General features: G+C 65.9%; 25 protein-coding genes. 16 read left to right on the top strand and 9 right to left on the bottom strand.

Going from position 1 to position 24094, the window contains the following annotated elements:
- Positions 1–92 precede the first annotated feature (92 nt).
- Positions 93–1226, top strand: coding sequence for a PA0069 family radical SAM protein (locus tag ACQ7JA_RS07065; RefSeq protein WP_430896114.1), 1134 nt, complete (start codon positions 93–95; stop codon positions 1224–1226).
- A gap of 183 nt (positions 1227–1409) precedes the next feature.
- On the opposite strand, the gene ACQ7JA_RS07060 is transcribed toward ACQ7JA_RS07065, so the two are convergent.
- The 4 genes from ACQ7JA_RS07060 to ACQ7JA_RS07045 all read right to left on the bottom strand — a co-directional run bounded on the left by ACQ7JA_RS07060 (position 1410) and on the right by ACQ7JA_RS07045 (position 3953).
- Positions 1410–1658, bottom strand: coding sequence for a hypothetical protein (locus tag ACQ7JA_RS07060; protein WP_430895977.1), 249 nt, complete (start codon positions 1656–1658; stop codon positions 1410–1412).
- A 160-nt stretch (positions 1659–1818) separates the two neighbouring features.
- On the bottom strand, positions 1819–2436 hold the full coding sequence (locus tag ACQ7JA_RS07055; RefSeq protein WP_430895975.1) for a hypothetical protein: 618 nt from the start codon (positions 2434–2436) through the stop codon (positions 1819–1821).
- 26 nt (positions 2437–2462) lie between these two features.
- Positions 2463–2954, bottom strand: a complete 492-nt coding sequence (locus tag ACQ7JA_RS07050; protein WP_430895973.1) for a YciI family protein — start codon at positions 2952–2954, stop codon at positions 2463–2465.
- 66 nt (positions 2955–3020) lie between these two features.
- Positions 3021–3953, bottom strand: a complete 933-nt coding sequence (locus ACQ7JA_RS07045; RefSeq protein WP_430895971.1) for a helix-turn-helix domain-containing protein — start codon at positions 3951–3953, stop codon at positions 3021–3023.
- Between the two features lie 87 nt (positions 3954–4040).
- On the opposite strand from ACQ7JA_RS07045, the gene ACQ7JA_RS07040 reads away from it, so the two are divergent.
- Positions 4041–5480 carry a cytochrome P450 gene (locus tag ACQ7JA_RS07040; protein ID WP_430895969.1) on the top strand — a complete coding sequence of 480 codons (1440 nt, stop codon included), beginning with the start codon at positions 4041–4043 and terminating at the stop codon, positions 5478–5480.
- Positions 5481–5525: 45 nt separating this feature from the next.
- Here the strand turns inward: ACQ7JA_RS07040 and ACQ7JA_RS07035 are convergent, their stop codons facing one another.
- From ACQ7JA_RS07035 to ACQ7JA_RS07025, 3 genes are all read right to left on the bottom strand, one after another.
- On the bottom strand, positions 5526–9683 hold the full coding sequence (locus ACQ7JA_RS07035; protein WP_430895967.1) for a CheR family methyltransferase: 4158 nt from the start codon (positions 9681–9683) through the stop codon (positions 5526–5528).
- An 86-nt stretch (positions 9684–9769) separates the two neighbouring features.
- The gene (locus ACQ7JA_RS07030; RefSeq protein WP_430895965.1) at positions 9770–10348 is read right to left on the bottom strand and encodes a gamma-glutamylcyclotransferase; all 579 of its coding nucleotides are present in this window, start codon (positions 10346–10348) and stop codon (positions 9770–9772) included.
- Between the two features lie 134 nt (positions 10349–10482).
- A complete protein-coding gene (locus ACQ7JA_RS07025) occupies positions 10483–11361 on the bottom strand; it encodes a LysR family transcriptional regulator (protein ID WP_430895963.1) in 879 nt (292 codons plus the stop codon).
- A gap of 95 nt (positions 11362–11456) precedes the next feature.
- On the opposite strand from ACQ7JA_RS07025, the gene ACQ7JA_RS07020 reads away from it, so the two are divergent.
- Positions 11457–12482: a fumarylacetoacetate hydrolase family protein gene (locus ACQ7JA_RS07020; protein WP_430895961.1), complete on the top strand. Its 1026-nt coding sequence runs from the start codon at positions 11457–11459 to the stop codon at positions 12480–12482.
- Positions 12479–13123, top strand: a complete 645-nt coding sequence (maiA, locus tag ACQ7JA_RS07015; protein ID WP_430895959.1) for a maleylacetoacetate isomerase — start codon at positions 12479–12481, stop codon at positions 13121–13123. Before ACQ7JA_RS07020 ends, maiA begins: the two co-directional genes overlap by 4 nt.
- Before the next feature lie 58 nt (positions 13124–13181).
- On the opposite strand, the gene ACQ7JA_RS07010 is transcribed toward maiA, so the two are convergent.
- Entirely contained in the window at positions 13182–13628 is a 447-nt protein-coding gene (locus tag ACQ7JA_RS07010; RefSeq protein WP_430895957.1) for a CBS domain-containing protein, read from the bottom strand.
- A gap of 137 nt (positions 13629–13765) precedes the next feature.
- On the opposite strand from ACQ7JA_RS07010, the gene ACQ7JA_RS07005 reads away from it, so the two are divergent.
- The 12 genes from ACQ7JA_RS07005 to ACQ7JA_RS06950 all read left to right on the top strand — a co-directional run bounded on the left by ACQ7JA_RS07005 (position 13766) and on the right by ACQ7JA_RS06950 (position 23072).
- Complete coding sequence (locus ACQ7JA_RS07005; RefSeq protein WP_430895955.1) at positions 13766–14536, top strand: uracil-DNA glycosylase; 771 nt, start codon at positions 13766–13768, stop codon at positions 14534–14536.
- Between the two features lie 199 nt (positions 14537–14735).
- Complete coding sequence (iscR, locus tag ACQ7JA_RS07000; protein WP_430895953.1) at positions 14736–15215, top strand: Fe-S cluster assembly transcriptional regulator IscR; 480 nt, start codon at positions 14736–14738, stop codon at positions 15213–15215.
- Positions 15216–15241: 26 nt separating this feature from the next.
- Positions 15242–16498, top strand: a complete 1257-nt coding sequence (locus ACQ7JA_RS06995; RefSeq protein ID WP_430895951.1) for an IscS subfamily cysteine desulfurase — start codon at positions 15242–15244, stop codon at positions 16496–16498.
- Positions 16499–16522: 24 nt separating this feature from the next.
- Positions 16523–16912 carry a Fe-S cluster assembly scaffold IscU gene (iscU, locus tag ACQ7JA_RS06990; protein ID WP_281909145.1) on the top strand — a complete coding sequence of 130 codons (390 nt, stop codon included), beginning with the start codon at positions 16523–16525 and terminating at the stop codon, positions 16910–16912.
- Between the two features lie 27 nt (positions 16913–16939).
- A complete protein-coding gene (iscA, locus tag ACQ7JA_RS06985; RefSeq protein ID WP_227798954.1) occupies positions 16940–17263 on the top strand; it encodes an iron-sulfur cluster assembly protein IscA in 324 nt (107 codons plus the stop codon).
- Positions 17264–17267: 4 nt separating this feature from the next.
- Positions 17268–17783, top strand: a complete 516-nt coding sequence (gene hscB, locus ACQ7JA_RS06980) for a Fe-S protein assembly co-chaperone HscB (protein ID WP_430895948.1) — start codon at positions 17268–17270, stop codon at positions 17781–17783.
- A 170-nt stretch (positions 17784–17953) separates the two neighbouring features.
- A complete protein-coding gene (gene hscA / locus ACQ7JA_RS06975; protein ID WP_430895946.1) occupies positions 17954–19843 on the top strand; it encodes a Fe-S protein assembly chaperone HscA in 1890 nt (629 codons plus the stop codon).
- 23 nt (positions 19844–19866) lie between these two features.
- On the top strand, positions 19867–20208 hold the full coding sequence (gene fdx / locus ACQ7JA_RS06970) for an ISC system 2Fe-2S type ferredoxin (protein WP_036249155.1): 342 nt from the start codon (positions 19867–19869) through the stop codon (positions 20206–20208).
- Between the two features lie 16 nt (positions 20209–20224).
- On the top strand, positions 20225–20419 hold the full coding sequence (iscX, locus tag ACQ7JA_RS06965) for a Fe-S cluster assembly protein IscX (RefSeq protein WP_430895944.1): 195 nt from the start codon (positions 20225–20227) through the stop codon (positions 20417–20419).
- Positions 20406–21302, top strand: coding sequence for a class I SAM-dependent methyltransferase (locus ACQ7JA_RS06960; RefSeq protein ID WP_430895942.1), 897 nt, complete (start codon positions 20406–20408; stop codon positions 21300–21302). Before iscX ends, ACQ7JA_RS06960 begins: the two co-directional genes overlap by 14 nt.
- Before the next feature lie 7 nt (positions 21303–21309).
- Positions 21310–22341, top strand: coding sequence for a low-specificity L-threonine aldolase (ltaE, locus tag ACQ7JA_RS06955; protein ID WP_430895940.1), 1032 nt, complete (start codon positions 21310–21312; stop codon positions 22339–22341).
- A complete protein-coding gene (locus ACQ7JA_RS06950; protein WP_430895938.1) occupies positions 22341–23072 on the top strand; it encodes an rRNA pseudouridine synthase in 732 nt (243 codons plus the stop codon). The genes ltaE and ACQ7JA_RS06950 overlap by 1 nt, the downstream gene beginning before the upstream one ends.
- Here the strand turns inward: ACQ7JA_RS06950 and ACQ7JA_RS06945 are convergent.
- Positions 23069–24037 (bottom strand): SDR family oxidoreductase, encoded by a 969-nt coding sequence (locus ACQ7JA_RS06945; RefSeq protein ID WP_430895936.1) that lies wholly within the window; start codon positions 24035–24037, stop codon positions 23069–23071. The two genes, ACQ7JA_RS06950 and ACQ7JA_RS06945, sit on opposite strands and share 4 nt — an antisense overlap.
- Between the last annotated feature and the right edge of the window lie 57 nt (positions 24038–24094).

The raw sequence follows: 24094 nt of genomic DNA, 5'->3' as shown, positions 1-24094 counted from the left end.
CGGCGTAATATACTGTATAGACATACAGTAATGGACCCAGCGTGCACGACCGCCAACTCCCGCCCGAACGAGAACGCCTGGACGAGCAGCCCATGCTCGGCCCGCGTCCGCTCGCCGCACGCAAGGGGCGGGGCGCCGTCTCCAATCTGCAGGGCCGCTACGAGGTCAATGGCCGCGAGGAATTCGACGACGGCTGGGAGCGCGACGAGGACGAAGCGACGGGCATCCGCACCGTCGTCAGCGATGAGATCGCCAAGAGCATCCTCTCGCGTAACAGTTCGCCCGACATTCCCTTTAACGTCTCGCTGAACCCCTACCGCGGCTGCGAGCAGGGTTGCATCTATTGCTTCGCGCGCCCCACGCACAGCTATCTCGGCCTGTCGCCCGGCCTCGACTTCGAAAGCCGCCTGTTCGCCAAGGTCAATGCGGCCGAGCTGCTGCGGCGCGAACTCGCCAAGCCGGGCTACGTGCCGGAACACATCGCCATCGGCGTCAACACCGACGCCTATCAACCCTGCGAGCGCGAGCGGGGCCTTACACGCCAGGTGCTGGAAGTGCTCAAGGAATGCCGGCATCCCTATGGGCTGATCACCAAGTCCTCGCTGATCGAGCGCGACATCGACCTGGTCGCGCCGATGGCAGAGAAAGGGCAGGCCTGCGCCGCCATTACCCTGACCACGCTCGACCCGCAGATCGCGCGCACGCTGGAACCGCGCGCGGCGGCCCCGGCCCGGCGCCTGCGCACCATCCGCACGCTGACCGAAGCCGGCATCCCGGTCAGCGTGAGCGTGGCGCCGATCATCCCCTTCGTCACGGAACCGGAAATAGAGCGCATCCTGGAAGCGGCGCGCGATGCCGGCGCCGTCAGCGCGCATTACGTGGTGCTGCGCCTGCCGTTCGAGGTCAATCCGCTGTTCCAGCAATGGCTGGAAGCGCATTTCCCCGAGCGTGCGCAGCGCGTGATGAACCGTGTGCGCGATATGCGCGGCGGCAAGGATTACGACAGCGAGTTCGGCAAGCGCATGCAGGGAGAGGGTGTCTGGGCCGACCTGATCCACCAGCGTTTCACCAAGACAGTCGAGCGCCTCGGCCTGGGCAAGCTGGGTAGTCGCTTCGACCGGCTCGATGCGAGCCAGTTCCGGCGCCCGCTGGTGGTGCCGGCGGCGCTGCAGGGGAAGAGCGGCAAGTCAGGCACGAAGACGGCGGGACAGCTGGATCTGTTCTGAGTAAGTTTGGGGGCGCGGAGCGGTATTTTCCGTAGGGTGGTCGGCTACGCCGACCGCGCGTCCAAATTTCGTCCGCGAGGAGATAACGCCGTTTACAGGGGAGCTGAACTACGATGGAGAGAACAATTATTTGTATCTTCCTCAATCAGTCAGACAGACCCTGGCCCATGGCGCAGGGGCGGGCTACTGGCCCAGGCAGATGATTTTCGTCGCGTATTCAGCGGCATTGCTTTTCTTGCTGGCAGCCCAGTCGATGACTTCCTGCGCCTCGGCGACCGACATGACCGTGGCCTTTTCCTTGTTCTTGATAAAGGAAACGCCTTCGAACTTGCCTTCCCTGCTGCGCATGACCTTGGCAAACACGGGAGGCTTCTTCTCGCCATCGGCGATTTTGTTTTGCTGCACGAGGTAACGCTGGTCCTTATTTTCCATATGAACGCTCTGTAAGTGGGAAGACAGGCGCCATTGTACGGCCTTGGGACCAGGGGCGAGGGGGCGGGCGGCGCCGGCGCCGCGCTCGGGATGGCGGCGCAGGCAGCCGCTCGTGAGCGGCCGCTGTTGCCACCACCTCCGGCAGGCGCGGCGGCGGTGTCTATTGTGTGATCCTGACGGTGTCGAGGATGCCCTGGATTTCCGCCCGCGTGCCCGTCTTTTCGTCCTGCCGCGTCCCTGCACCGATCATGAAGAAATAATCTCCACGCGGGACGATCCAGAGTTCGGACGAAGTGGGAAAGCTGCGCCCATCGGGCAACTCCATGGTGTAGTCGATCCGGGCGTAAGCCGACTGAATTCCTGCCACCTTCACCTCGACCGGGGCCTGGACCAGGGAGAAGTCCTTGAAGGTCTTCTGGAACTGCGGCAGGATCAGCCTGATGAGTTCCGTCGCCGGAATGCCCTTCAGCTGGCCATAGGGCTTGAGGTTGACCTTGAAGCTGGGATTGACGTCGTCGAAAGGCTCCTGGTACTTGCTCATTGCGACCAGCGGCGCGCTGGCGTACTGCTTCATCAAGGCATGGAACTCCTCGTCGCCGAGTTTCATCCGCTTGATGTTGTCCATGTTCTGCGCCGCACTGAGGTAGTGCCAGCCGGCGGGCTTGCTGAGTGCGAGGCCCGCCGTCGGATTGCTGAAGGCGTTGGTGTCGGCGGCGAAGGCCGCGGCGGCGGGCGCAGCCAGTGCCAGCGCCGCCAGGGCGTGCGTGAAGCGATGCATGAAGGCTCCTGATCTCGAGAGTACGCTTACCTGGCTGGGGCAGTGGATTTCGGCTTCTCGACCTTCCCGTGCACCTCATTGACCATCATGAGTGCCGCCGAGCTGAAGAACTTGTGGTACTCCGCCACCATCTCGCCGCTCTGGATGACGGGATCGGTCGCCACCCAGGTCTTGGCCTCGTCGATATCCGCGGTGGCCAGGATGAAGATCCCGCGCCGGTCCTCCTTGCCGTCCAGCGGCCCGGCGACCGCCAGTTTCCCTTCGAAGGCCAGGCGGCCCATATTTGCGAAGTGCCCTTCGAAGATGCGCGCCCGTTCGGCCTTGTCGGTGGCCTTCTTCGGCCCGGTCTTGAGGATGACCAGCACATAGCTGCGCATGCCGTGTTCGTCCGCGCCGAGCGCCTTCGCCAGGGCGGGGTCGTACACCGGGACAGGCTTGGCGACACGCGTCTCCGCATGGGCGACACCGCCGGCCAGCACCAGGCCCGCACACAGCATACTCAAGATCTTCCTGGACATTTCCGTTCTCCTTGTAAGCGCGCCTGGCGCGCTTTATCGTTATAAAAATGGTGTGACGAAGCCGGCTCAGACCCACAGCCGGTAGATCCAGAACGACTCGTCCTCGACGTAGCGCTGCGCGAATTCCGTCGGCGAAAAACCGCAGATTTCCTTGGCCACGCGGCTCATGTGGGCCTGGTCCGAAAACCCTTCGTCCAGCGCCAGCGTCGCCCAGTCGAAGGGCTGGCCGTTCTCGTAGCGTTCGCGTGCGGCAAAGAACATCCCCTCGGTGCGCACCAGCGCCTGCCACTGGCGCAGCGAGCGGCCGCTGAAGGACTTGATGCGCCGTTCCACCTGGCGCGTGCTGTGGGTATTGCGCCATTCATGGGCGCGCAGGGCCAGGCGTTCGACCCAATGGCGGCCGAACTGGCGCAGCGAGGGACGTCCCGAACTGCGCCCCTGCAGCATGCGCCAGCGTGGAGCGAGGTGCTGCTCGAGCACCCTCAGCGAAACCGCATCATCTGGCGCCGCGAGCAGCGCTTCGCACATCGGCTGCCATTCGGAGCCCAGCACATCCCGCGCGGGCACGAAGCGGTCCTGCACGGCGCCGAGGTCCAGCCCGAACAATGCCTGGGCGGCATCCGGCGCGAAGCAGGCCATGTAGCCACGGCCGCTGTTGGGCGACCAGGTGACGAGCGGGGATGACTGGCTGCCCGACAGCATCACGCGCGACGCGAGACGCTGCCATCCATGGCGCGCGTGGACCAGGCCCGCTTCCACCTCGTGGTACCAGGACAGGGTCACGATGGGGGAGGCGGGAAAGTGCGAGAGCCGCTGCGCGTCGGAAAGGGCTACGTGCGAGGTGTCGCGGCTGACCATGGCCAGCATCGCGCCCTGCAGCGCGGGCGGCGCCAGCACCAGGCGGTCGATGGGCTGCTTACCCGCCTCGCATGCGCGCGGCCCACGGGCGTGCCGGCCGGGGCAGGCGGGCAGGGGAGCGGCTGGAAGATCGGGCACCATGGGTTTGAAGTATAGGCAAGCGCCAGCCCCCTGTCGATGTCGTTTGGGTTCAAGACGCGCCGCTGGCGGTCGGGAAGAATGTGCCGCATGACTACCTCGACCTCTCCTCAATGTCCCTTCCACGGCGGCCAGCCGCCCCGGCAGCCCGGCGAGACGCCGGCCAGCCATCCGCGCGGCGCCTGGCCGCCCGGTCCGCCAGTCCGCATCACCGGCTGGAGCCTGCTGGCGCGCATGGCGCGCGACATGCCGGCCGCATTGCGCGCCTGGCGGGCCGAATACGGCGACCTGTTCCACCTGCGCATGTGGCCGGAACACGAGCTGGTCGTGGCCAGCCCCGCGCTGGTGCGCGAGCTGCTGGTGCAGCACCACGACGCGCTGGTGCGCTGGGAGCGCGGCATCGAGGTGTTCTCCCAGGTCCAGGGTCACAGCGTGCTGGTCGCCGAAGGCGCCGCCTGGAGCGCGAAGCGCCAGGCCCTGCAGCCGGAGTTCGCGCCGCGTCCGGTGAAGGCATTCGTCGGCACCATCGCGGCGGCGGCGAGCAGTGCGCTGGACGCCTGGTCAGCCGGCGCGCCGGGCCAGCCGCAGCAGCAAGCCATCGACAGCGCGCTGACCGCGCTCACCATGGATGTCATCATGCGCATGATGTTCTCGAGCGAGATCGGCAGCGAGGCCCGCGCCGCGGAAGGCGCGGTGCACGAGGCGCTGGTGATGGCCAACCGGGAAATGTTCTGGCCGGCGAGCTGGCCCGACTGGATGCCCTGGAATGGCCGCAAGCGGGCGGTGAAGGCCACGCTGGCGGCGCTGGTCGCGCGCCAGGTCGAGGCGCGCCTGGCCATGCCGGTCAAGGAATGGCCGGCGGACATGCTGGCGCGCCTCCTGCACCTGCACCGGCTCGAGCCCGCCGCCTGGCCCCTGCGCGCCGTGATCGACGAGTGCATGACCGCCTTCCTGGCCGGCCACGAGACCACTGCCGTCACGCTGGCCTGGTGGGCCTGGTGCATGGCGTCCAACCCGCAGGCGCAGGAGGCGGCGCGGCGCGAGGTGGACGCGGTGCTGGAAGGCAGGGCGCCGTTGGAGGCCGACCTGCCGCGCCTGGGCTACCTCGCGCAGACGCTCAACGAAACCATGCGCCTCTACCCGGCGGCGCCGATCCTCATGAGCCGGCGCTCGACGCGCGAGATCGTGCTGGACGGCTGGACGGTGCCGAAGCGGACCATGCTCATGATTCCGGTCTTCCTGCTGCATGAAGATGAACGGATCTTTCCGGAGCCGCAGGCCTTCCGGCCGGAGCGGTTTGCGCCGGATGCGCCGCCGATCCCGCGCGGGGCCTTCATGCCCTTCGGTGCGGGACCGCGGGTGTGCCTGGGGCAGCACCTGGCAATGGCGGAGCTGACAGCCGTGGCGGCGATGGTGCTGCAGCGCTTCAGGCTGTCGGTCCCGGAAGGAGAAAAGGCGCCGGAGACGGTGTTGAATATCTCGCTGCGGCCGAAGGATGGCCTGCGGCTGGGGATCGAACGCAGGGTGTAACGGAAGCTGTAGGGAGGTCGGCAGAGCCGACCTCCCTACAAAACCTCAGCTGTCCTGCTTTTCCCGGCGCTTCGGCAGCAGGTCGTTGATGATCGCATTCAGGCGATCCACCGACACCGGCTTGCCGAGATGCGCCGCGAAGCCGGCCGCGCGCGCGTTGGCGATGTCGGTGTCGCGCCGCATGCTGGTAATCGCGATAGCCGGCAGTTTCGCGCACTTCGGCAGCGCGCGCACGCGGCGCAGGAATTCGTAGCCGTCGACCTCGGGCATCGAGATGTCCGAGATCAGGACGTCCACGTCCTCGCGTGCCAGCACTTCCAGGCCCTGCTGCGCGCTGGTGGCCTCGAAGACGGTGGCTCCGGTGGTCTCGAGCAGCGCCTTGAACACCTGCACCATGTCTTCCTGATCGTCCACCAGCAGGATGCGCAGGCCGGTCAGGCTGTCCTCGCCAGCGCCGTGCTCTCCCGGCAGCACCGCTGCGGCGCGGTCCAGCACCGGCAGCCAGACGCTGAAGCGCGCGCCCTTGCCGACGCCTTCCGACGCTGCTTCGACCCGTCCACCATGCAGGGCGACGATCTCGCGCACCAGCGCCAGGCCGATGCCCAGGCCGCCCTTCGAGCGCGTCGTCACCGACGCGCTCTGGCCATACATGTCGAACACGCGCGGCAGGAACGCGGGCGCGATGCCCTGGCCGTCGTCGGTCACGTCGATCCGCGCGCAGGCGTCTTCGCGTCGCAGGCACACCTTCACGTGGCCACCCTGCGGGGTGAACTTGATCGCATTGCTCAGCAGGTTCATCACGACCTGCTCGATGCGGGCCACGTCGGCCAGCACCGGCACGCCGCCCATGCTGCCTTCGAAGGTAATGCCGAGGTCGCGCGCCGCCGGGTCGCTGCGGGCCACGTCGACGATGCCCTGCAGGACCGCGTCGAGCGCAACGGGCGCCATGGTCAGGGACAGCTTGCCGGTGCGGACCCGCGACATGTCCATCAGGTCGTCGATGATCTTCGCCTGCGTCATGACCGAGTTGCGGATGATCGAGGTGGCGCGCATGACAGCGGGCGCCTGGCGCAGTTCCGGCATGCGCGAGAGCAGCTCGACGTTAATGTGGATCATGTTGAGCGGATGGCGCAGCTCGTGCGACATGATGGACAGGAACTCGTCCTTCACGGCGGACGCATGTTCCGCACTCTGGCGCTCCAGCGTTTCGCGGCCGAGGGCCTGCTGGCGTTCGCTGTCGTGCTGGGCGCGCCCCGTCATGTCGCGCGAGATTTTCGCGTAGCCGTAGAAGTCGCCGTTGCGCAAGGGCGTCGTGACGCCGCTGCAGAAGAAGCGGGTGCCGTCCTTGCGCAGGTGCCAGCGCTCGTCCTCGGCGCGGCCGTCCTCGCGCGCGCGCCGCAATTCGTCCTGCGGCACGCCGCGCGCCAGGTCTTCCGGCGTGAACAGGCGCTCGGCCGTCTGGCCGTGCATCTCGTCCGCGCTCCAGCCGAACACCGTGGTCGCGCCCTTGTTCCAACTGGTGATGCGCCCATCCTGGTCGAGCGTGATGATGGCGTAGTCCTTGGCGCTGTCGGCCACCATCTGCATGCGCGCCTCGCTCACGCGCGCCTGCTCTTCGGCCTGGCGCCGCAGGGTGATGTCGAAGAAGGTCATCACCGCGCCCTCGATCCGGTCTTCGTTGGTCCGGTAGGGCAGCAGGCGCACGATGTAGTAGCGGCCTTCGAGGCTGCGCACCTCGCGCTCGACCAGGCGCAGGGTGTCGAAGGTCGCGCTGACGTCCTCGGCGAGCTGGTCGTAGTCCAGCTTGTGGGTCAGGTCGAGCAGGGAACGGCCGACGTCGGAAGCGATGATCGAGAACAGGTCGGCGGCGCGCGGCGTGAATCGCTTGATGCGCAGGCCGCTGTCCACGAAGATGGTGGCGATGTCGGTCGAGGCGATCAGGTTGTTCAGGTCGTCGTTGGCCTTGCCGGTTTCCTCGACCTTGACCTTGAGCTCGTAGTTGACGGTGACGAGTTCCTCGTTCACCGATTGCAGCTCTTCCTTGCTGGTCTCGAGTTCCTCGGTGGCCGAGCGCAGCTCCTCGTTGATGGCCTGCAGTTCCTCGTTGGAGGCGCGCAGTTCCTCGGTCGAGATCTCGGAGTTCTCGATGGTTTCCTGCAGCTGCTCGCGCTTGCGCTGCAATTCGGCCTCGAGCTGGGCCAGCACCACGTCGTGGCTGCCGTCCGGTCGCGGCGTCCTCCCCCTGTCGGGCGCCTGCTCGACGGGGTTGAACAGTACCAGCAGGTAATCGGTCTCGGACTCCTCGTCGCGGTAGGGCCGCACCGTCATCGCCACCGTGCCCGGTTCCTTCTGCTCGAGCAGCTCGATGGGGCGGCAGTCGACGCTCGTCTCGTGCTGCATCGCCTGGTACATGGCCGAACGCAGCTCCAGGCGCAGTTCCGGCATCACCAGGGACAGCAGGTTGCGCGAGGGTTCGCCCGCGTTCATGCGCAGGTAGCGGCTGGCCTGGTCGGACATGTGGACCAGGTTGCCCTCGCGGTCGATCACGACGGACGGCGGCGCCACCAGGAACAGGGCGCGCTGGTGCAGTTCGGCGAAGGAGGACTGGCGCTTGCCCGGGAGCTTGATGCGCGCCGTATCTGGCATGCGGGTGCCAAAAGTGGTAGATCCTGCGCCCTGGTAATTCATCGAGCGGCCGCCGCCGCGGGCGCGGTAGATGCGATTCTTCTTGTCGACCGGAATGAAGAGGTCCGACACCGATTCGGCCGATTCGGAGCTGCCGAGGAAGAGGTAGCCGCCGGGCTTGAGTGCGAAGTGGAAGATCTGCATCAGGCGCATCTGCACGTCGCGGTTCAGGTAGATCAGCAGGTTGCGGCACGAGATCAGGTCGAGCCGCGAGAACGGCGGGTCGCGCAGCAGATTGTGCGAGGCGAACAGGATGTGGTCGCGCAGCGACTTGCGGGTGCGGTAGCGGTCATCGTCCTTGTTGAAGTACTGGCGCAGGCGGCTCGGCGCCACGTCCGTGACGATCGAGGATGGATAGCTGCCCGCGCGGGCGGCGTCGATCGCGTGGTCGTCGATGTCCGAAGCGAAGACCTGGTAGGCGGGCGGATGCTCCATGGTGGCAGCCTGGTCGGCCATCAGCATGGCCAGCGAATATGCTTCCTCGCCGGTGGCGCAGGCCGCGACCCAGGCGCGGATCTCGTCGGTCGCCGCCTTGTCCTTGAACAGCTCGGGAATCACCTCGCGCTCGAGCGCCTCGAAGGATTCGCGGTCGCGGAAGAAATTGGTGACGCCGATCAGCATGTCGTCGAGCAGGGCCTTGTACTCGTTGCCGTCAGCGTCGAGCACTTCGAGGTATTCCTGCAAGGTGTGCACCTGGCGCACCTGCATGCGCCGCTCTATGCGGCGCAGGACGGTGGCGCGCTTGTAGTGGCGGAAATCGTGGCCGGTGCTCGACAGCAGGCCGGTGATGATGCCCTGCAGCGCCGATTCGGCGTTGGCCAGCTCGGTCGCCGTCGTCACGGGCTCGGCGATGATGTCGCTGTCCGGCGCCAGCGGCAACCTGATGATCTTGGCATTGTTCCACAGGTCGATCAGCTTCTGCGGTATGTCGACCGCCGGCAGCACGAAATCGACCGCCCCGGTGCGGATCGCAGCCGTCGGCATGCCGTCGTGTTCGGCGTCGCCGGGAGACTGCACGATGGTCACGCCGCCCTGTTCCTTGACCCGGGTGATGCCGACGGCGCCGTCCGAGCCGGTGCCGGACAGCATGATCGCGATCGCGCGCTCCCGGTGCACGCCGGCCAGGGTGCGGAAGAACAGGTCGATCGCCACGTGCTGGCCGCGCGGCCGCTCGAGGTCCTCGACGATCAGCATGCTGTCGATCATCGACATGTGCAGGTTGGGCGCAATGACGTAGACGTGGCCGGGTTCGATCCTGACAGTCGACGTGACCTGGATGACCGGCATGCGGGTGGCGCGCTGCAGGATCTCCGCGGCCGAGCTGGGGTGCTTGGGCGACAGGTGCAGGATGACCACGAAGGCCATCTCGCTGACCGCCGGCAGGTTCTCGAACAGGCGCAGCAAGGCGGGCAGGCCGCCGGCCGAGGCGCCGATGCCGACCACCGGGAAGCTCGGCGAACCGGTGGCGGCGCCCGCAGGAGAGGGCAGGGCGTCGGAGGCTGCGGCGGAGTTTGGCATCGTCTTGTCGTTGTAGGTATATGCCGCGAGTCTAGACGATCTGCCATGCTTGTTGGAAGAGAAAATCGAGGAAATACTTTCTGGAACTATCCTTTCTCGGATTGCAAGAATTCCTGGAGGTGCGCTTCGATCCCCTGCACATGCGCGTCGTGCTTGCCCAGTGCGCGCAGTGCCCGCGCCAGCTCGAGCAGGTATTTGCTGTTCGGACCGCTCGGTCCGCGCGCGCCGGCGATCTGGCGCGCGATGTCGCGCTCGCTGGCCGGGCCGAGCCAGGCCGCGTTCTCGTGGGTCGCGATATAGACGATGCCTTCCGCCGTACCGCCATCTCCAAATGTCATTTCAATCGCCAGGCGCAGGTAGCCGTTCTTTTCGCGGTGGTCGAGATGGGCGAATTCCTCGGGGGTGACCAGATAGGCCATGCCGTGGCAGACGGCGTCGTCCTCGGGCACCAGGGTGACCACGCGGCCGGGCGCTTCCTGCGTGCCGCGGTGATCGTGCGAACCCTGGTAGAAACGCCGGCTCCAGCCGGTGATGGAGGCGGGGCGGCGTTCGAGGAAGGGGAAGTCGGCCTTGAAGATCAGGGAACCGTAGCCGAACAGCCAGACGCTTGCGTGGCTGTCGAAACGGTTCATCAGGCGGTTGATTTCGGTGGTATTCAGGGACATGGGGCGATCAATGGCGGCGATACGCTATTGTAGGGTGCATGGCTCTGTCATGCGCGCGTTCAAATACATGGTGAGATGACGCGACTCGTCCGTTCTCACGCCGATTGAACGCGCGGACGGCGAAGCCGTCCACCCTACCGGACCACGAAGTCGTCGAGGAAAGTCATGAAGCTTTCGGCAGCGGGAGACAGCGAACGTCCCTGGCGGGTATAGGCGAAGAAACGCCGGCTCAGCACCGGCTCTTCCAGCGGCTTCATGACCAGCCCATACAGCGTCACCAGCGGCGCCGCATAGGGCATGCACACCGTCACTCCCAGCCCTGCGGCCGCCATGGCCAGCGCGGTCGTCATGAACGTCACCTCGTTGGCCGGCGTCAGCGGCGCCGCCTGCACCTCGTCCAGCAGGCGTTCGGTGAATTGGCCCTGCAGGGAAATGAGCGGAAAGCGCGCCACGTCCTGCCAGGTGATGCGGGCCTGGCGTTCCAGCGCGTGTCCTATGGGAAAGACCAGGGCGAAGGGCATCTCGAACAGGGGACGGGAGTCGAGCGGCGGCGCCGGTTCGCGCTCGGGGCCGATGCCGAGATCCGCCTCGCCCGACAGCACCCGCGCGATCACGCCTTCCACCTCGGTGTCCTTCAGACGCACCTCGATGTCCGGATACTGCGCGCGGTAGGCGGCGATCGCCTCCGGGAGCAGGGTGCAGGACAGCAGCTGGGGCGCGGCGATGCGCACGATGCCTTTTTTCAGGCTCGTGTGGTCGGCCACGTTCGCCAGCGCACCGTCGAGGTCGTCGATCATCTGGCTGAATAGGGGGTAGAGCTCCTTGCCGATGTCGGTGAGCGTGATGCGCCGGGTGCTGCGGTCGATGACCTTCGCCTCCAGCGTCTGTTCCAGCTCCTTGATCAAACCGGACAAGGCGGACTGCGTCACGTGCAGGTTCTGGGCGGCGAGCGTAAAGTTACCCGTCTTGGCGACGGCAACGAAGGCGCGCATCTGCCTGAGGGTGGGATTCATAAGATAGTCTGATAAATCGAGCGGAAAATACTGTTTGTATGATAGTTCGATTTGGATTGTAATGGCGAAAAGCATTCAACCTTGAAGGAATCGCAATGAAACTCGCCACACTCAAGACGGGCGGCCGCGACGGCACCCTGGTCGTCGTCAGCCGCGACCTGGTCACCTGCCAGGCCGTGCCCAAGATCGCCCGCACCCTGCAATGCGCGCTGGACAACTGGGATGAAGCCGCGCCGCAGCTGCAGAAAATCTACGAGCGCCTGAACGCCGGCAGCGCCGACAAGGCCGAGTCCTTCATCGAGGAAGAGTGCCATTCGCCGCTGCCGCGCGCCTACCAGTGGTGCGACGGCTCGGCCTACATCAATCACGTCGAGCTGGTGCGCAAGGCGCGCAATGCCGAGGTGCCGGAATCGTTCTACACCGATCCGCTGATGTACCAGGGCGGCTCGGATTCCTTCGTCGGCCCCTGCGACCCGATCGCGGTGCTGGACGAAGCCTGGGGCGTGGACCTGGAAGCCGAGGTGGCGGTGGTGACCGGCGAGGTGCCGATGGGCGCCAGCGTCGAGGAAGCGGCGAACGCGATCCGCCTGGTGATGCTGGTGAACGACGTCTCGCTGCGCAACCTGATCCCGAACGAACTGGCCAAGGGCTTCGGCTTCTACCAGTCCAAGCCGGCCAGCGCATTCTCTCCAGTGGCCGTGACGCCCGACGAGCTGGGCGATGCGTGGAAGGATTCCAAGCTGCACCTGCCGCTGCTGGTCACGCTCAACGACCAGCCCTTCGGCCGCCCGAACGCAGGCGAGGACATGACCTTCAGCTTCGCCCAGCTGGTCGCCCACGCGGCCCGGACCCGCGAGCTGGGCGCCGGCAGCATCGTCGGCTCGGGCACGGTGTCCAATAAACAGGGCAGCCTGCACGGCTCCAGCATCGCCAACGGTGGTGTCGGCTATTGCTGCCTGGCCGAGGTGCGCATGTACGAGACGATTGAAGGCGGCAAGCCAGTGACGCCATTTCTGGCGTATGGTGACACTGTGCGCATCGAGATGGTGGACGAGAGCGGTGCGAGCATTTTTGGGGCGATCGACCAGGAGGTGGTTCGCTATCATCGGAGAACGACGTGAAACTGTTTACCTATTTCCGCAGCTCGGCCGCTTACCGGGTGCGGATTGCACTGAACCTGAAGGGCCTCGGCTATGACGCCGTGCCCGTGCACCTGGTGCGTGACGGCGGGCAGCACCTGGCAAGTGAATACCGCGCGATCAACCCGAGCGGCCTGGTGCCGGCCTTCCAGGACGACGCCATCACGCTGACCCAGTCGATGGCCATCCTCGAGTACCTCGAAGAGGCCTATCCCGACGTGCCGCTGCTGCCGAAAGGCGCGGTGGCGCGCGCCCATGTGCGCGAGCTGGCCCAGATCGTCGCCTGTGACATCCACCCGGTGAACAACCTGCGCGTGCTGAAATACCTGGTCAAGCAGCTGGGCTTGAGCGACCAGGCCAAGACCGACTGGTACCGCCACTGGGTCATCGAAGGCTTCCAGTCCCTGGAAGCCCACCTGGCGCGCCACCTGGATACCGGCACCTTCTGCTACGGCCATACCCCGACCATCGCGGACTGCTTCCTGGTGCCGCAGGTGTTCAATGCGCAGCGCTTCGATATCGACGTGACGGCGTATCCGACCATTTCGCGCATCAACGATATGTGCGTGGATTTGCCGGCGTTTAAGGCGGCGCACCCGGCGCAGCAGCCGGATGCGGAGTAGCTTGTAGAAGCAAATTTGACTTGGGTCCCGGCCTGGGACCCAAGCGCGCACCGCACGCTCAATGCCTGGTCGCCGACCGATCCGGCTCCGACGGCGACGAAATTTCATCCAGCGCACCCTCGGCCGCACCGTGCGTCCTGGTCGCGATATCCCCCAGCGAAACGATCCCCACCAGCTGCTTCGACTGTTCGTCGATCACCGGCACGCGCCGGATCTGCACGTCGCCCATCTTGTCCAGCACCTCGTCGAGATCCTGGTTGCTGTAGCAGGTGCGCACGTCGGTGCTCATCACGTCGCCGACAAAGGTCTGGTCCGGCGACTGCCCCGCGGCCACCGAGCGCACCGTGATGTCGCGGTCGGTGATCATGCCGACCAGCCTGGCGCCGTCGCAGACGGGTATGGCGCCGACATTCAGCTCGTCCATGAGCTGGGCGGCGCGCTGGACCGTTTCCTGGGGCGAGATGGTGCGCACATCGGGTGTCATCACTTCACGAATGGTTTGCATGATTACTCCTGCCGAGTCGGTAGAAAGCCCGCGTTGCGGGCGACCCGAAAATCACGCCTTGAATCCGCGAAGGCGGACGCTAGATTGACCTTGGGAATGCAGCTACAATCCCGCTCCCTGCGACTTGCCGACCAGTCATGACTATTCACGCGATTCCCCAGTCCATCCTCGACGCGCTCGACCGTGCCGACGCCTCCTGGCGCCCCATCCTGGAAGCGGGCCTGCAGGCCGTTGCGGCCGCCGATCCCGCCTACCTGCCGGCGCTGGCCGTCGACGACTACCTGCCGACGGGCGGACGCATCTTCGCCGCCTTCGCCCAGCCGCTCGAGCGCGTGCGCCACGTGCTGGTGGGGGAGGGGCCGTATCCGCGCGCGGAGAGCGCGACCGGCGTCTGCTTCATGGATGGCGCGGTGGGCGAGCTGTGGAGCGAGACGGGGCTGTCCAAGCCCGTCAACCGGGCCACCTCGCTGCGCAACTTCATGAAGATGCTGCTGGTGGCGGACGGCCAGTTGCAGGCGGATGATACGGGCGGCGCGGCGCTGGCGCCGGTCGCGAAAGGTGCGCGCACGGACGGCTCGATCCAGACCCTGGCGCAGCTGCAGGACAACCTGCATGCGGAAGGATTCCTGTTGCTGAACGCGGCGCTGGTGTTTCGCAAGCACGTGGCGCCGGTGATCGACGCGCGCGGTTGGCTGCCTTTTCTCAGGACCGTGCTGGCGGCGCTGGCGGAGCGTCCCGCGCCGCCGACCCTGGTGCTGTGGGGGAAGATCGCGGAGCAGCTGGCGAAACTACCGGAGACGGCGCGGCTGCCGCAGATCCAGGCGGAGCATCCCTACAACCTGTCCTTCATCCAGCACAGGGGGATGCAGGCGCTGTTTGGTCCGATGAAATTGTTGCGAATGCGATAAGGCTGGTCGGCCGTGCGGGCAGGGGAGTTACCCGCCCCGCCGAAATCGCGGGTCCCAAGACAAGGTCTCCGGATTTTGGTATACTTGACTAAATCAATCGGGTAATCAGGTTATTTGCAAAGCGCATACACAAGATAAATTGTTGCGCTGCACTGATTACTTGAGGAAGTGCAACATTTTACATGAAACCGGGGTTGTGATGCGTCTGACCACCAAAGGCCGTTTTGCTGTTACTGCGATGATCGATCTCGCCCTGCGCCAGGGTAATGGTCCCGTCACGCTGTCGGGCATCAGCCAGCGCCAGGCCATTTCGCTGTCTTACCTTGAACAACTGTTCGGCAAGCTGCGCCGCCACGAGATCGTCGAGTCGATCCGCGGCCCGGGCGGCGGCTACAGCCTGGCGCGTTCCGCGGACCGGGTGACGGTGGCCGACATCATCATCGCGGTCGACGAGCCGCTCGATGCCACCCAGTGTGGCGGCAAAGAAAATTGTCACGGCGCCGATGCTGCTTCCGGCACCCGTTGCATGACCCACGAACTGTGGACCACGCTGAACGCCAAGATGGTCGACTACCTCGATTCGGTCACCTTGCAGGACCTGGTCGACCAGCAGAAGCAGAAAGAACAGAACGTCGTGGTCGTGCATCGCACCGCCGCCGCCGCTGCCGCACAAAACTGAGCACAAATTGAAACCGGAGTGAACTGATGAACGCGCCCTTGGACAAACAAATCGAGCAGAGCTTCGTGACTGCGCCGCATTTCCCGATCTACATGGATTATTCGGCTACCACGCCGATCGATCCGCGCGTCGCGGACAAGATGATTCCCTACCTGCGCGAGCAGTTCGGCAATCCGGCATCGCGCAGCCACATGTACGGCTGGAGCGCCGAGGCGGCGGTCGAAGAGGCACGCGGCCACGTGGCGGCCCTGGTGGGCGCCGATCCGCGCGAGATCATCTGGACCTCGGGCGCGACCGAATCGAACAACCTGGCCCTGAAGGGCGCCGCCCACTTCTACAAAACCAAGGGCAAGCACATCATCACGGTCAAGACCGAGCACAAGGCCGTGCTGGATACCGTGCGCGAACTGGAGCGCCAGGGTTTCGAAGCGACCTACCTCGAGCCGCAGGACAACGGCCTGATCACCGTCGAGCAGCTGGAAGCGGCGATCCGCCCGGACACCATCCTGGTCTCGGTCATGCTGGTGAATAACGAGATCGGCGTCATCCAGCCGATCGACGCCATCGGCGAACTGTGCCGCTCGAAGGGCATCATCTTCCACTGCGACGCCGCGCAGGCGACCGGCAAGGTCGAGATCGACCTGAATAAGACGAAGTGCGACCTGATGACCTTCACCGCGCACAAGACCTACGGTCCGAAGGGCGTGGGCGCCCTGTACGTGCGCCGCAAGCCGCGCGTGCGCCTGGAAGCCCAGATGCACGGCGGCGGTCACGAGCGCGGCCTGCGCTCGGGCACGCTGCCGACCCACCAGATCGTCGGCATGGGCGAAGCCTTCCGCATCGCGAAGGAAGAAATGGACGCCGAGCTGGTGAAGGTCAAGGCGCTGCGCGACCGGTTGGCCCGCGGCCTGCTGGAGATCGAAGAGGTCTACATCAACGGCGACATGGACCACCGCGTGCCGCACAACCTGAACGTCTCGTTCAACTATGTCGAGGGCGAGTCGCTGATCATGGCGATCAAGGACATCGCCGTGTCGTCCGGTTCGGCCTGCACCTCGGCCTCGCTGGAACCGTCCTACGTGCTGCGCGCCCTGGGCCGCAGCGACGAACTGGCGCACAGCTCGATCCGCTTCACCATCGGCCGCTTCACGACCGAGCAGGACATCGACTTCGCGATCGAACTCTTGAAGTCGAAGGTCGGCAAACTGCGCGAACTGTCGCCGCTGTGGGACATGTTCAAGGAAGGGATCGATCTCAATTCGATCCAATGGGCAGCCCACTAATTCACGAATACTAGGAGCATCAAAATGGCATATTCCGACAAAGTTCTGGACCATTACGAAAACCCGCGCAACGTTGGCGCCTTCGACAAGGGCGACGATGCGATCGGCACCGGCATGGTCGGCGCACCGGCCTGCGGAGACGTGATGAAGCTGCAGATCAAGGTCAACGAGCAGGGCCTGATCGAAGACGCGAAGTTCAAGACCTACGGCTGCGGCTCGGCGATCGCATCGAGCTCGCTGGTGACCGAGTGGGTCAAGGGCAAGTCGCTGGACGAAGCACTGGCGATCAAGAACACCCAGATCGCCGAAGAGCTGGCGCTGCCGCCTGTGAAGATCCACTGCTCGATCCTCGCCGAGGACGCGATCAAGGCCGCCGTGGCCGACTACAAGGCAAAGCACGCCGAGAAGGCGTAACCCGTAAGTACAGACTGGAGCACCGTTATGGCAATCACCCTGACCGAAAAAGCCGCGAAACACGTCAACCGTTACCTCGAACGCCGGGGCAAGGGCATCGGCTTGCGCTTCGGTGTGCGCACGACCGGCTGCTCCGGCCTGGCTTACAAGCTCGAATACGTCGACGATGCCAGCGCAGAAGACAATGTCTTCGAATCGCATGGCGTGAAGGTCTTCGTCGACCCGAAGAGCCTGCCCTACATCGACGGCACCGAACTGGACTTCGCCCGCGAAGGCCTGAACGAAGGCTTCCGCTTCAACAACCCGAACGTCAAGGACAACTGCGGCTGCGGCGAAAGCTTCCGTATCTAAGGTGATGCAGAACCACTTCGAGCTGTTCCAGCTTCCCGCCACGTTCGCGGTCGACCAGGATCAATTGGACGCGGCCTACCGCGACGTCCAGGGCCGCGTGCACCCGGACCGCTTCGTGAACGCCCTGGATGCCGAGAAGCGCGTCGCCATGCAGTGGGCGACCCGCGCCAACGAGGCTTACCAGACCCTGCGCAACCCGCAGAAGCGCGCCCAGTACCTGTGCGAGATCAACGGCGTCGACCTGCAGACCGAGTCCAACACCGCGATGCCGGCCGCCTTCCTGATGCAGCAGATGGAATGGCGCGAGGCGCTCGAGGACGCGCGCGACACGAAGGATGCCGCCACGCTCGACGGCATCGACGCCGAGCTGCGCCGCGAGCGCAAGCGCATGCTGGAGCAGGTCGGCAGGCAGCTCGACGCCGCCGATTACCACGGCGCCGCCCAGACCGTGCGCGCGATGATGTTCCTCGATAAGTTCGGGGAAGAGGTACAGTACGCGTTCGAGGCGTTGGACGCGTAACCGCGACAGGTTTCCGTAGGGTGGACGGCTTCGCCGTCCGCGCGTTCAAATACACCATGCAATTCGACGACGCGACCGGCAGTTAACCGCGTGGGCGGAGTAATTTCGGGCAATGCCCGGAATTACGAACGTTCACCCTACAAAAAGAACAAACAGGTAACAGACACACCATGGCACTACTCCAAATCGCCGAACCCGGCATGTCCACCGCTCCGCACCAGCACCGCCTGGCGGTCGGCATCGACCTGGGCACCACCAACTCTCTGGTTGCCACCGTCCGCAGCGGCAGCCCGGAAGTGCTGAGCGACGAGGACGGCCGTCCGCTGCTGCCATCGGTCGTGCGCTACCTCCCGGGCGGCAATGCCAATATCGGCTACATGGCGCAGGCGCACCAGACCACCGACCCGAAGAACACGGTCGTCTCGGTCAAGCGTTTCATGGGCCGCGGCCTGAAGGACATCGCCCACGCCGAGAACCTGCCTTATGACTTTGTCGACGCCCCCGGTATGGTGCAGATCAACACGGTGGCCGGCGTGAAGAGCCCGGTCGAGACTTCGGCCCAGATCCTCGCCACCCTGCGCCAGCGCGCCGAGGATTCGCTTGGCGACGAACTGGTCGGCGCCGTCATCACCGTGCCGGCCTATTTCGACGACGCCCAGCGCCAGGCGACCAAGGACGCGGCCCAGCTGGCCGGCCTGAACGTGCTGCGCCTGCTGTCCGAGCCGACCGCCGCCGCCATCGCCTATGGCCTCGACCATGGCAAGGAAGGCGTCTACGCGGTGTACGATCTCGGCGGCGGCACCTTCGACATCTCGATCCTCAAGCTGTCCAAGGGCGTGTTCGAAGTGCTGTCCACCGGCGGCGACTCGGCCCTGGGCGGCGACGACTTCGACCACCGCCTGTTCTGCTGGATCGTCGAGCAGGCCAAGCTGGCGCCGCTGTCGGACCACGACACCGCGACCCTGATGGTCAAGGCGCGCCAGGCCAAGGAACTGCTGTCAACCAATGAAGAAACGACGATCGAGGCGATCCTGAAGTCGGGCGAGATCGTGCAGGTGAGCATCACGGCGCAAACCTTCGCCGAGATCACCAAACACCTGGTCGCCAAGACCATGAATGCGATCCGCAAGGCGATGCGCGACGCCGACGTGAGCGTCGAGGACGTCGACGGCGTCGTGATGGTCGGCGGCGCCACCCGCATGCCGCACGTGCGCCGCGCGGTGGGCGACTTCTTCCACACCATCCCGCACGCGAACATCGACCCGGACAAGGTGGTGGCGCTGGGCGCCGCCATCCAGGCGAACCTGCTGGCCGGTAACCGCGCCGAGGGCGACGACTGGCTGCTGCTCGACGTCACCCCGCTGTCGCTCGGCATCGAGACCATGGGCGGCCTGGTCGAGAAGATCATCCCGCGCAACTCGACGATTCCCTGCGCCCGTGCGCAGGAGTTCACGACCTTCAAGGATGGCCAGACGGCCCTGGCCGTGCACGTGGTGCAGGGCGAGCGCGAACTGGTCTCCGACTGCCGCTCGCTGGCGCGCTTCGAGCTGCGCGGCATCCCGCCGATGGCGGCCGGGGCGGCGCGCATCCGCGTGACCTACCAGGTCGACGCCGACGGCCTGCTGTCGGTTTCGGCGCGCGAGACCCGCTCGGGCGTGGAGGCGTCGATCACCGTCAAGCCGTCCTATGGCCTGGGCGACGACGAAGTGGCGCGCATGCTGCAGGATTCCTACACCTCGGCCCAGGGCGACATGCAGATGCGCGCGCTGCGCGAAGAGCAGGTCGAGGCCGAGCGCATCCTGCTCGCGACACAGTCGGCGCTGGACAGCGATACCGAGCTGCTCGACGCTGCCGAGCAGGGCCAGGTCGCCACGCTGATGCAGGGCGTGCGCGATGCGATCGCTGGCTCGAACGACGCGTCGCTCGACACCGGCAAGCGCCAGGACGCGCTGCACGCGGCGGTGCAGGCGCTGGCCAAGGGCACCGAGGAATTCGCGGCGCGACGCATGGACAAGAGCGTGCGCAAGGCGCTGGCGGGCAAGTCGCTGGACGAAGTCTAAAAACATACAACCGAGGTTATCAAGTGCCACAAATCGTCATCCTCCCCCACCCAGTCTTCTGCCCTGACGGCGCCGTGCTGGAGTCCCCGGCCGGCAAGTCGATCTGCGACGTCCTGCTGGAAAACGACATCGAGATCGAACACGCCTGCGACCGCGTCTGCGCCTGCACCACCTGCCACGTGATCGTGCGCGAAGGTTTCGACTCGCTGAACGAGCAGGAAGAAAAGGAAGAGGACATGCTGGACAAGGCATGGGGCCTGGAGCCGAACTCGCGCCTGTCCTGCCAGGCGATCGTCGCCGACGAAGACCTCGTCGTCGAGATCCCGAAGTACACCATCAACCACGCAGCAGAGAAAAACCACTGAACCACGGAGGGCTGCCATGAAGTGGACCGACGTTTCGAGCATCGCCGAAGCCTTGTACGAGAAGTACCCGGACGTCGATCCGGCCACCGTGCGCTTCGTCGACCTGCACAACTGGGTCGTGGCGCTCGAGGACTTCAGCGACGACCGCACCCGCGGCGGCGAACGGGTACTGGAAGCCATTCAGGCAGCATGGATCGATGAAGCACGCTAAACAAACGAAGCAAGCACCGGCCGCGCTGCCGGAAGAAGTCCGCCCCGGCCAGTCCGTCGAGCTGCTGAAGGAACTGCACATCCTCACGCGCGACGGCAAGCTGAACCAGGACAGCCGTCGCAAGCTCAAGCAGGTCTACCACCTGGTCAACTTCATCGAGCCGCTGCTGAAGGAGGTGCGCGAGCGCAGTCCGGAACAACAGCAGACCGTCTCCCTGGTCGACCACGGCGCGGGCAAGTCCTACCTCGGCTTCATCCTCTACGACCTGTTCTTCAAGGGCCATGGCGCAGGCGCCCACGTCTACGGCATCGAAACGCGTGAAGAGCTGGTGCAGAAATCGACCGAACTGGCCGCGCGCCTGGGCTTCAGCGAGGGCATGTCCTTCCTGCCGCTGTCGGTCGCGGAATCGACCACCTCCGATAAGCTGCCCGAGACCATCGACATCGTCACCGCGCTGCACGCCTGTAACACGGCCACCGACGACGCCATCGACTTCGCGCTGAAGAAGAAGGCCAAGCACATGGTCTTGGTGCCGTGCTGCCAGGCGGAGGTAGCGAGCGTGCTGCGCAAGAACAAGGGCAGGGACCTGGGCCGCAGCGCGCTGACCGAGATCTGGCGCCACCCGATCCACACCCGCGAGTTCGGCAGCCAGATCACCAACGTGATGCGCTGCCTGCAGCTGGAGGCGCACGGCTACCAGGTGACCGTGACCGAGCTGGTGGGCTGGGAGCACTCGATGAAGAACGAACTCATCGTCGCGACCTACAAGAACGTGCCGCGCCGCCGTCCGACGGAGCGCCTGCAGGAAGTGATGGCCGAGCTGGGCCTCGACGAAATGAAGCAGCGCTTCTACACCCCTGTTGAAGCAAACCAAGCGGACTGAAAACGAGATGAGCGACACGAACAACTGGATCGACCTGCGCAGCGACACCGTCACCCAGCCGTCCGAGGCGATGCGCGCCGCGATGGCCGCAGCGAGCGTCGGCGATGACGTCTACGGCGACGACCCCTCGGTCAACCGCCTGCAGGACTATGCCGCCGCGCTGTTCGGCTATGAGGCCGGCCTGTTCGCGCCCTCGGGCACCCAGACCAACCTGATCGCCCTCATGACCCACTGCGGCCGTGGCGACGAGTACCTGGTCGGCCAGGAAGCGCACACCTACAAGTACGAAGGCGGCGGCGCCGCGGTGCTGGGCTCGATCCAGCCGCAGCCGATCGTCAACCAGGCGGACGGCTCGATCGCGCTGTCGGACATCGAGGCCTACATCAAGCCCGACGACATGCACTTCGCACGCACCCGCCTGCTGGCGCTGGAAAACACCATCGGCGGCCGCGTGCTGCCGCAGGACTACGTCAAGGCCGCGACCGATCTCGCGCACAGCAAGGGCCTGGCCACCCACCTGGACGGCGCCCGCATCGCCAATGCCGCCGTCAAGAACGGTGTTTCGCTCCGCGACGCGGTGCAAGGCTTCGACACCGTCTCGGTCTGCCTGTCCAAGGGCCTGGGCGCCCCGGTCGGTTCGGTCCTGCTGGGACCGAAGGCCTTCATCGAGCAGGGCAAGCGCTGGCGCAAGATGCTGGGCGGCGGCATGCGCCAGGCCGGCGTGCTGGCGGCGGCTGCGCAGTATGCGCTGGAGAACAACGTCGAGCGCCTCGCCGACGACCACGCCAATGCCGCCGAGCTGGCGCGTGGCCTGTCGCAGATCGCCCAACTGAAGGTCGGCACGCCGCAGACCAACATCTTCTGGCTGGACATCCCGGCGGCGGCCTGCGAGCCGCTGCGCCAGGCCCTGGCCCGTGCGCAGATCCGTGCCTCGATCGGCCCGCGCACCCGCCTGGTGACCCACCTGGACGTGAGCGCCGCCGATGTGGCGCGCACCGTCGAGGTGTTCACGGCTTTCTTCGCAGACTGGCGGGCCTGATGACTGACGAAGCCATTCGCCTGGCCAAGCGGGTCGCCGTGCAACTGGGCTGCTCGCGCGCCGAAGCAGAACGCTACATCGCCAGCGGCGGCATCAGCGTCGACGGCAAGGTGGTCGAAGACCCCGCCAGCCGCGTGTTGCCCTCGCAGGACGTGCGCGTCCTGCCGGGCGCCTCGAACGAAGAAGCGCCGCCGGTGACCATCCTGCTGCACAAGCCGGCCGGCTTCAATTCCGGCGTGGGCACGCGCGGTGAACCGGCCCTGGACTGCCTGACGCCGGAATCGCTGGCGCAGGGCCACGGCCAGCCGCGCTTCCTCAAGCGGCACCTCGCGAAGCTGACCTTGACCAATCCGCTGGAAACCGATGCGAGCGGGCTGGTGGTCTTCACCCAGGACTTCCGCGTGGCGCGCAAGCTGCTGGAAGAGGGCGATCGCGTCGAGCAGGAGTTCATCGTCGACGTGACCGGCGCCATCAAGGAAGGCGGCCTCGCGCTGCTGAACCACGGCCTGCACTTCAACGGCAAGCCGATTCCTCCGATGAAGGTCAGCTGGCAGAGCGAGCACCGCCTGCGCTTCGCCCTCAAGGGCGTCAAGCCCGGCCTGATCGACCACATGTGCGGGCAAGTCGGCCTGGAGATCGTCGACATGCGGCGCATCCGCATCGGCCGCGTGCCGATGGCCGGCCTGCAGGCAGGCCAGTGGCGCTACCTGCTCGACTACGAACGCTTCTAGTTCGCGCGCCGCCGCAACAGCCCCATCCCCACTGCAGCCCCGAGCGCCACGGCGCCGACAATGAGTGCCTTGTTCTGCGGCTGCCCGGGCCTGCGCTCTCCACTATGGATGCCGCTCGCGCCGCGCGGCGGCTCGTACAGCGCCCCGCGCGTCTCCGGCACACGGTCGGCCCGCTTCGCCCACCTGTCCAGCACGCGGTTCATGCCCGATGCGATCAGGTTCGGCGCCGCGAAGTTGCTCAGCCTGTACAGCAGGGCCGGGGCGCCGACCGCCGTGGTGGGGCGGGGATGGCGCGCCAGGGCGACGACGGCATCCGCCACCTTTTCCGGCGACAGCACCCCGGGCGGATAGGACAGCTTCGCGCCCGTGTAGTTGGCCCCGTGGCTGAACCCCGGCGTATCCACGAAAGTCGGATACACGTCGCAGACGTGGATGTTGGGCCGCTTGCCCAGTTCCGCGCGCAGGGCCTCGCTGAAGCCGCGCAGGCCGTACTTGCTGGCCGCGTAGGCCGCCGCATAGGGCGTGGCGACGAAGCCGCCGCTCGAGATCATGTTGACCCAGATGCCGTGGTCCTGCTCGAGGAAGACCGGCAGCACCGCGTGGGCGTCGTTCATGTGGCTGAGGAGGTTGGTCTCGATCACGCGGCGGTGGTCGCCCATCGGCACCTCGGCATACTTGCCGACCACGCCGGCGCCGACATTGCTGAACCACAGGTCGATGCGGCCCAGGATGGCGCGGGCCTCGCGTGCGAATGCCGCGACCGCGTCGGCGTCGATTGCATCGACGACCAGGGCCTCGGCCTCGCCGCCGGCCTGGCGGCAGCGGTGCACGACGTCGTCGAGCCCTTCCTTGCCGCGCGCGCCCAGCACCAGCCGGGCGCCCTGGCGGGCAAAAGCGACGGCCGTCGCGGCGCCGATGCCGCTCGATGCGCCCATGATGACGACGCGGGTGTTCGAAAGCTTCATGGCTCACCTTTCTTCAAGATGGATGGAAGCTGTCGATTATTCCGTGGATTCGGGTAA

It is taken from the genome of Massilia sp. BKSP1R2A-1 (assembly GCF_050586525.1).
Lineage (GTDB): Bacteria > Pseudomonadota > Gammaproteobacteria > Burkholderiales > Burkholderiaceae_D > Telluria.
Note: the sequence above shows the minus strand (reverse complement) of the source record. Positions and strands in the feature narration are given on the sequence as shown.

Excerpts from the sequence above, each read along its gene's own strand:
- ACQ7JA_RS06945 (WP_430895936.1), bottom strand. The coding sequence starts at position 24,037 with ATGAAGCTTTCGAACACCCGCGTCGTCATCATGGGCGCATCGAGCGGC.
- ACQ7JA_RS06995 (WP_430895951.1), top strand. The coding sequence starts at position 15,242 with ATGAACGCGCCCTTGGACAAACAAATCGAGCAGAGCTTCGTGACTGCG.
- iscX (WP_430895944.1), top strand. The coding sequence starts at position 20,225 with ATGAAGTGGACCGACGTTTCGAGCATCGCCGAAGCCTTGTACGAGAAG.
- iscA (WP_227798954.1), top strand. The coding sequence starts at position 16,940 with ATGGCAATCACCCTGACCGAAAAAGCCGCGAAACACGTCAACCGTTAC.
- hscA (WP_430895946.1), top strand. The coding sequence starts at position 17,954 with ATGGCACTACTCCAAATCGCCGAACCCGGCATGTCCACCGCTCCGCAC.
- hscB (WP_430895948.1), top strand. The coding sequence starts at position 17,268 with ATGCAGAACCACTTCGAGCTGTTCCAGCTTCCCGCCACGTTCGCGGTC.
- ACQ7JA_RS07025 (WP_430895963.1), bottom strand. The coding sequence starts at position 11,361 with ATGAATCCCACCCTCAGGCAGATGCGCGCCTTCGTTGCCGTCGCCAAG.
- ACQ7JA_RS07050 (WP_430895973.1), bottom strand. The coding sequence starts at position 2,954 with ATGTCCAGGAAGATCTTGAGTATGCTGTGTGCGGGCCTGGTGCTGGCC.
- ltaE (WP_430895940.1), top strand. The coding sequence starts at position 21,310 with ATGAGCGACACGAACAACTGGATCGACCTGCGCAGCGACACCGTCACC.
- ACQ7JA_RS07010 (WP_430895957.1), bottom strand. The coding sequence starts at position 13,628 with ATGCAAACCATTCGTGAAGTGATGACACCCGATGTGCGCACCATCTCG.
- ACQ7JA_RS07055 (WP_430895975.1), bottom strand. The coding sequence starts at position 2,436 with ATGCATCGCTTCACGCACGCCCTGGCGGCGCTGGCACTGGCTGCGCCC.
- ACQ7JA_RS07065 (WP_430896114.1), top strand. The coding sequence starts at position 93 with ATGCTCGGCCCGCGTCCGCTCGCCGCACGCAAGGGGCGGGGCGCCGTC.
- iscR (WP_430895953.1), top strand. The coding sequence starts at position 14,736 with ATGCGTCTGACCACCAAAGGCCGTTTTGCTGTTACTGCGATGATCGAT.
- ACQ7JA_RS07030 (WP_430895965.1), bottom strand. The coding sequence starts at position 10,348 with ATGTCCCTGAATACCACCGAAATCAACCGCCTGATGAACCGTTTCGAC.
- ACQ7JA_RS07045 (WP_430895971.1), bottom strand. The coding sequence starts at position 3,953 with ATGGTGCCCGATCTTCCAGCCGCTCCCCTGCCCGCCTGCCCCGGCCGG.
- ACQ7JA_RS07035 (WP_430895967.1), bottom strand. The coding sequence starts at position 9,683 with ATGCCAAACTCCGCCGCAGCCTCCGACGCCCTGCCCTCTCCTGCGGGC.
- ACQ7JA_RS07005 (WP_430895955.1), top strand. The coding sequence starts at position 13,766 with ATGACTATTCACGCGATTCCCCAGTCCATCCTCGACGCGCTCGACCGT.
- ACQ7JA_RS06960 (WP_430895942.1), top strand. The coding sequence starts at position 20,406 with ATGAAGCACGCTAAACAAACGAAGCAAGCACCGGCCGCGCTGCCGGAA.
- ACQ7JA_RS06950 (WP_430895938.1), top strand. The coding sequence starts at position 22,341 with ATGACTGACGAAGCCATTCGCCTGGCCAAGCGGGTCGCCGTGCAACTG.
- ACQ7JA_RS07060 (WP_430895977.1), bottom strand. The coding sequence starts at position 1,658 with ATGGAAAATAAGGACCAGCGTTACCTCGTGCAGCAAAACAAAATCGCC.
- ACQ7JA_RS07020 (WP_430895961.1), top strand. The coding sequence starts at position 11,457 with ATGAAACTCGCCACACTCAAGACGGGCGGCCGCGACGGCACCCTGGTC.
- iscU (WP_281909145.1), top strand. The coding sequence starts at position 16,523 with ATGGCATATTCCGACAAAGTTCTGGACCATTACGAAAACCCGCGCAAC.
- ACQ7JA_RS07040 (WP_430895969.1), top strand. The coding sequence starts at position 4,041 with ATGACTACCTCGACCTCTCCTCAATGTCCCTTCCACGGCGGCCAGCCG.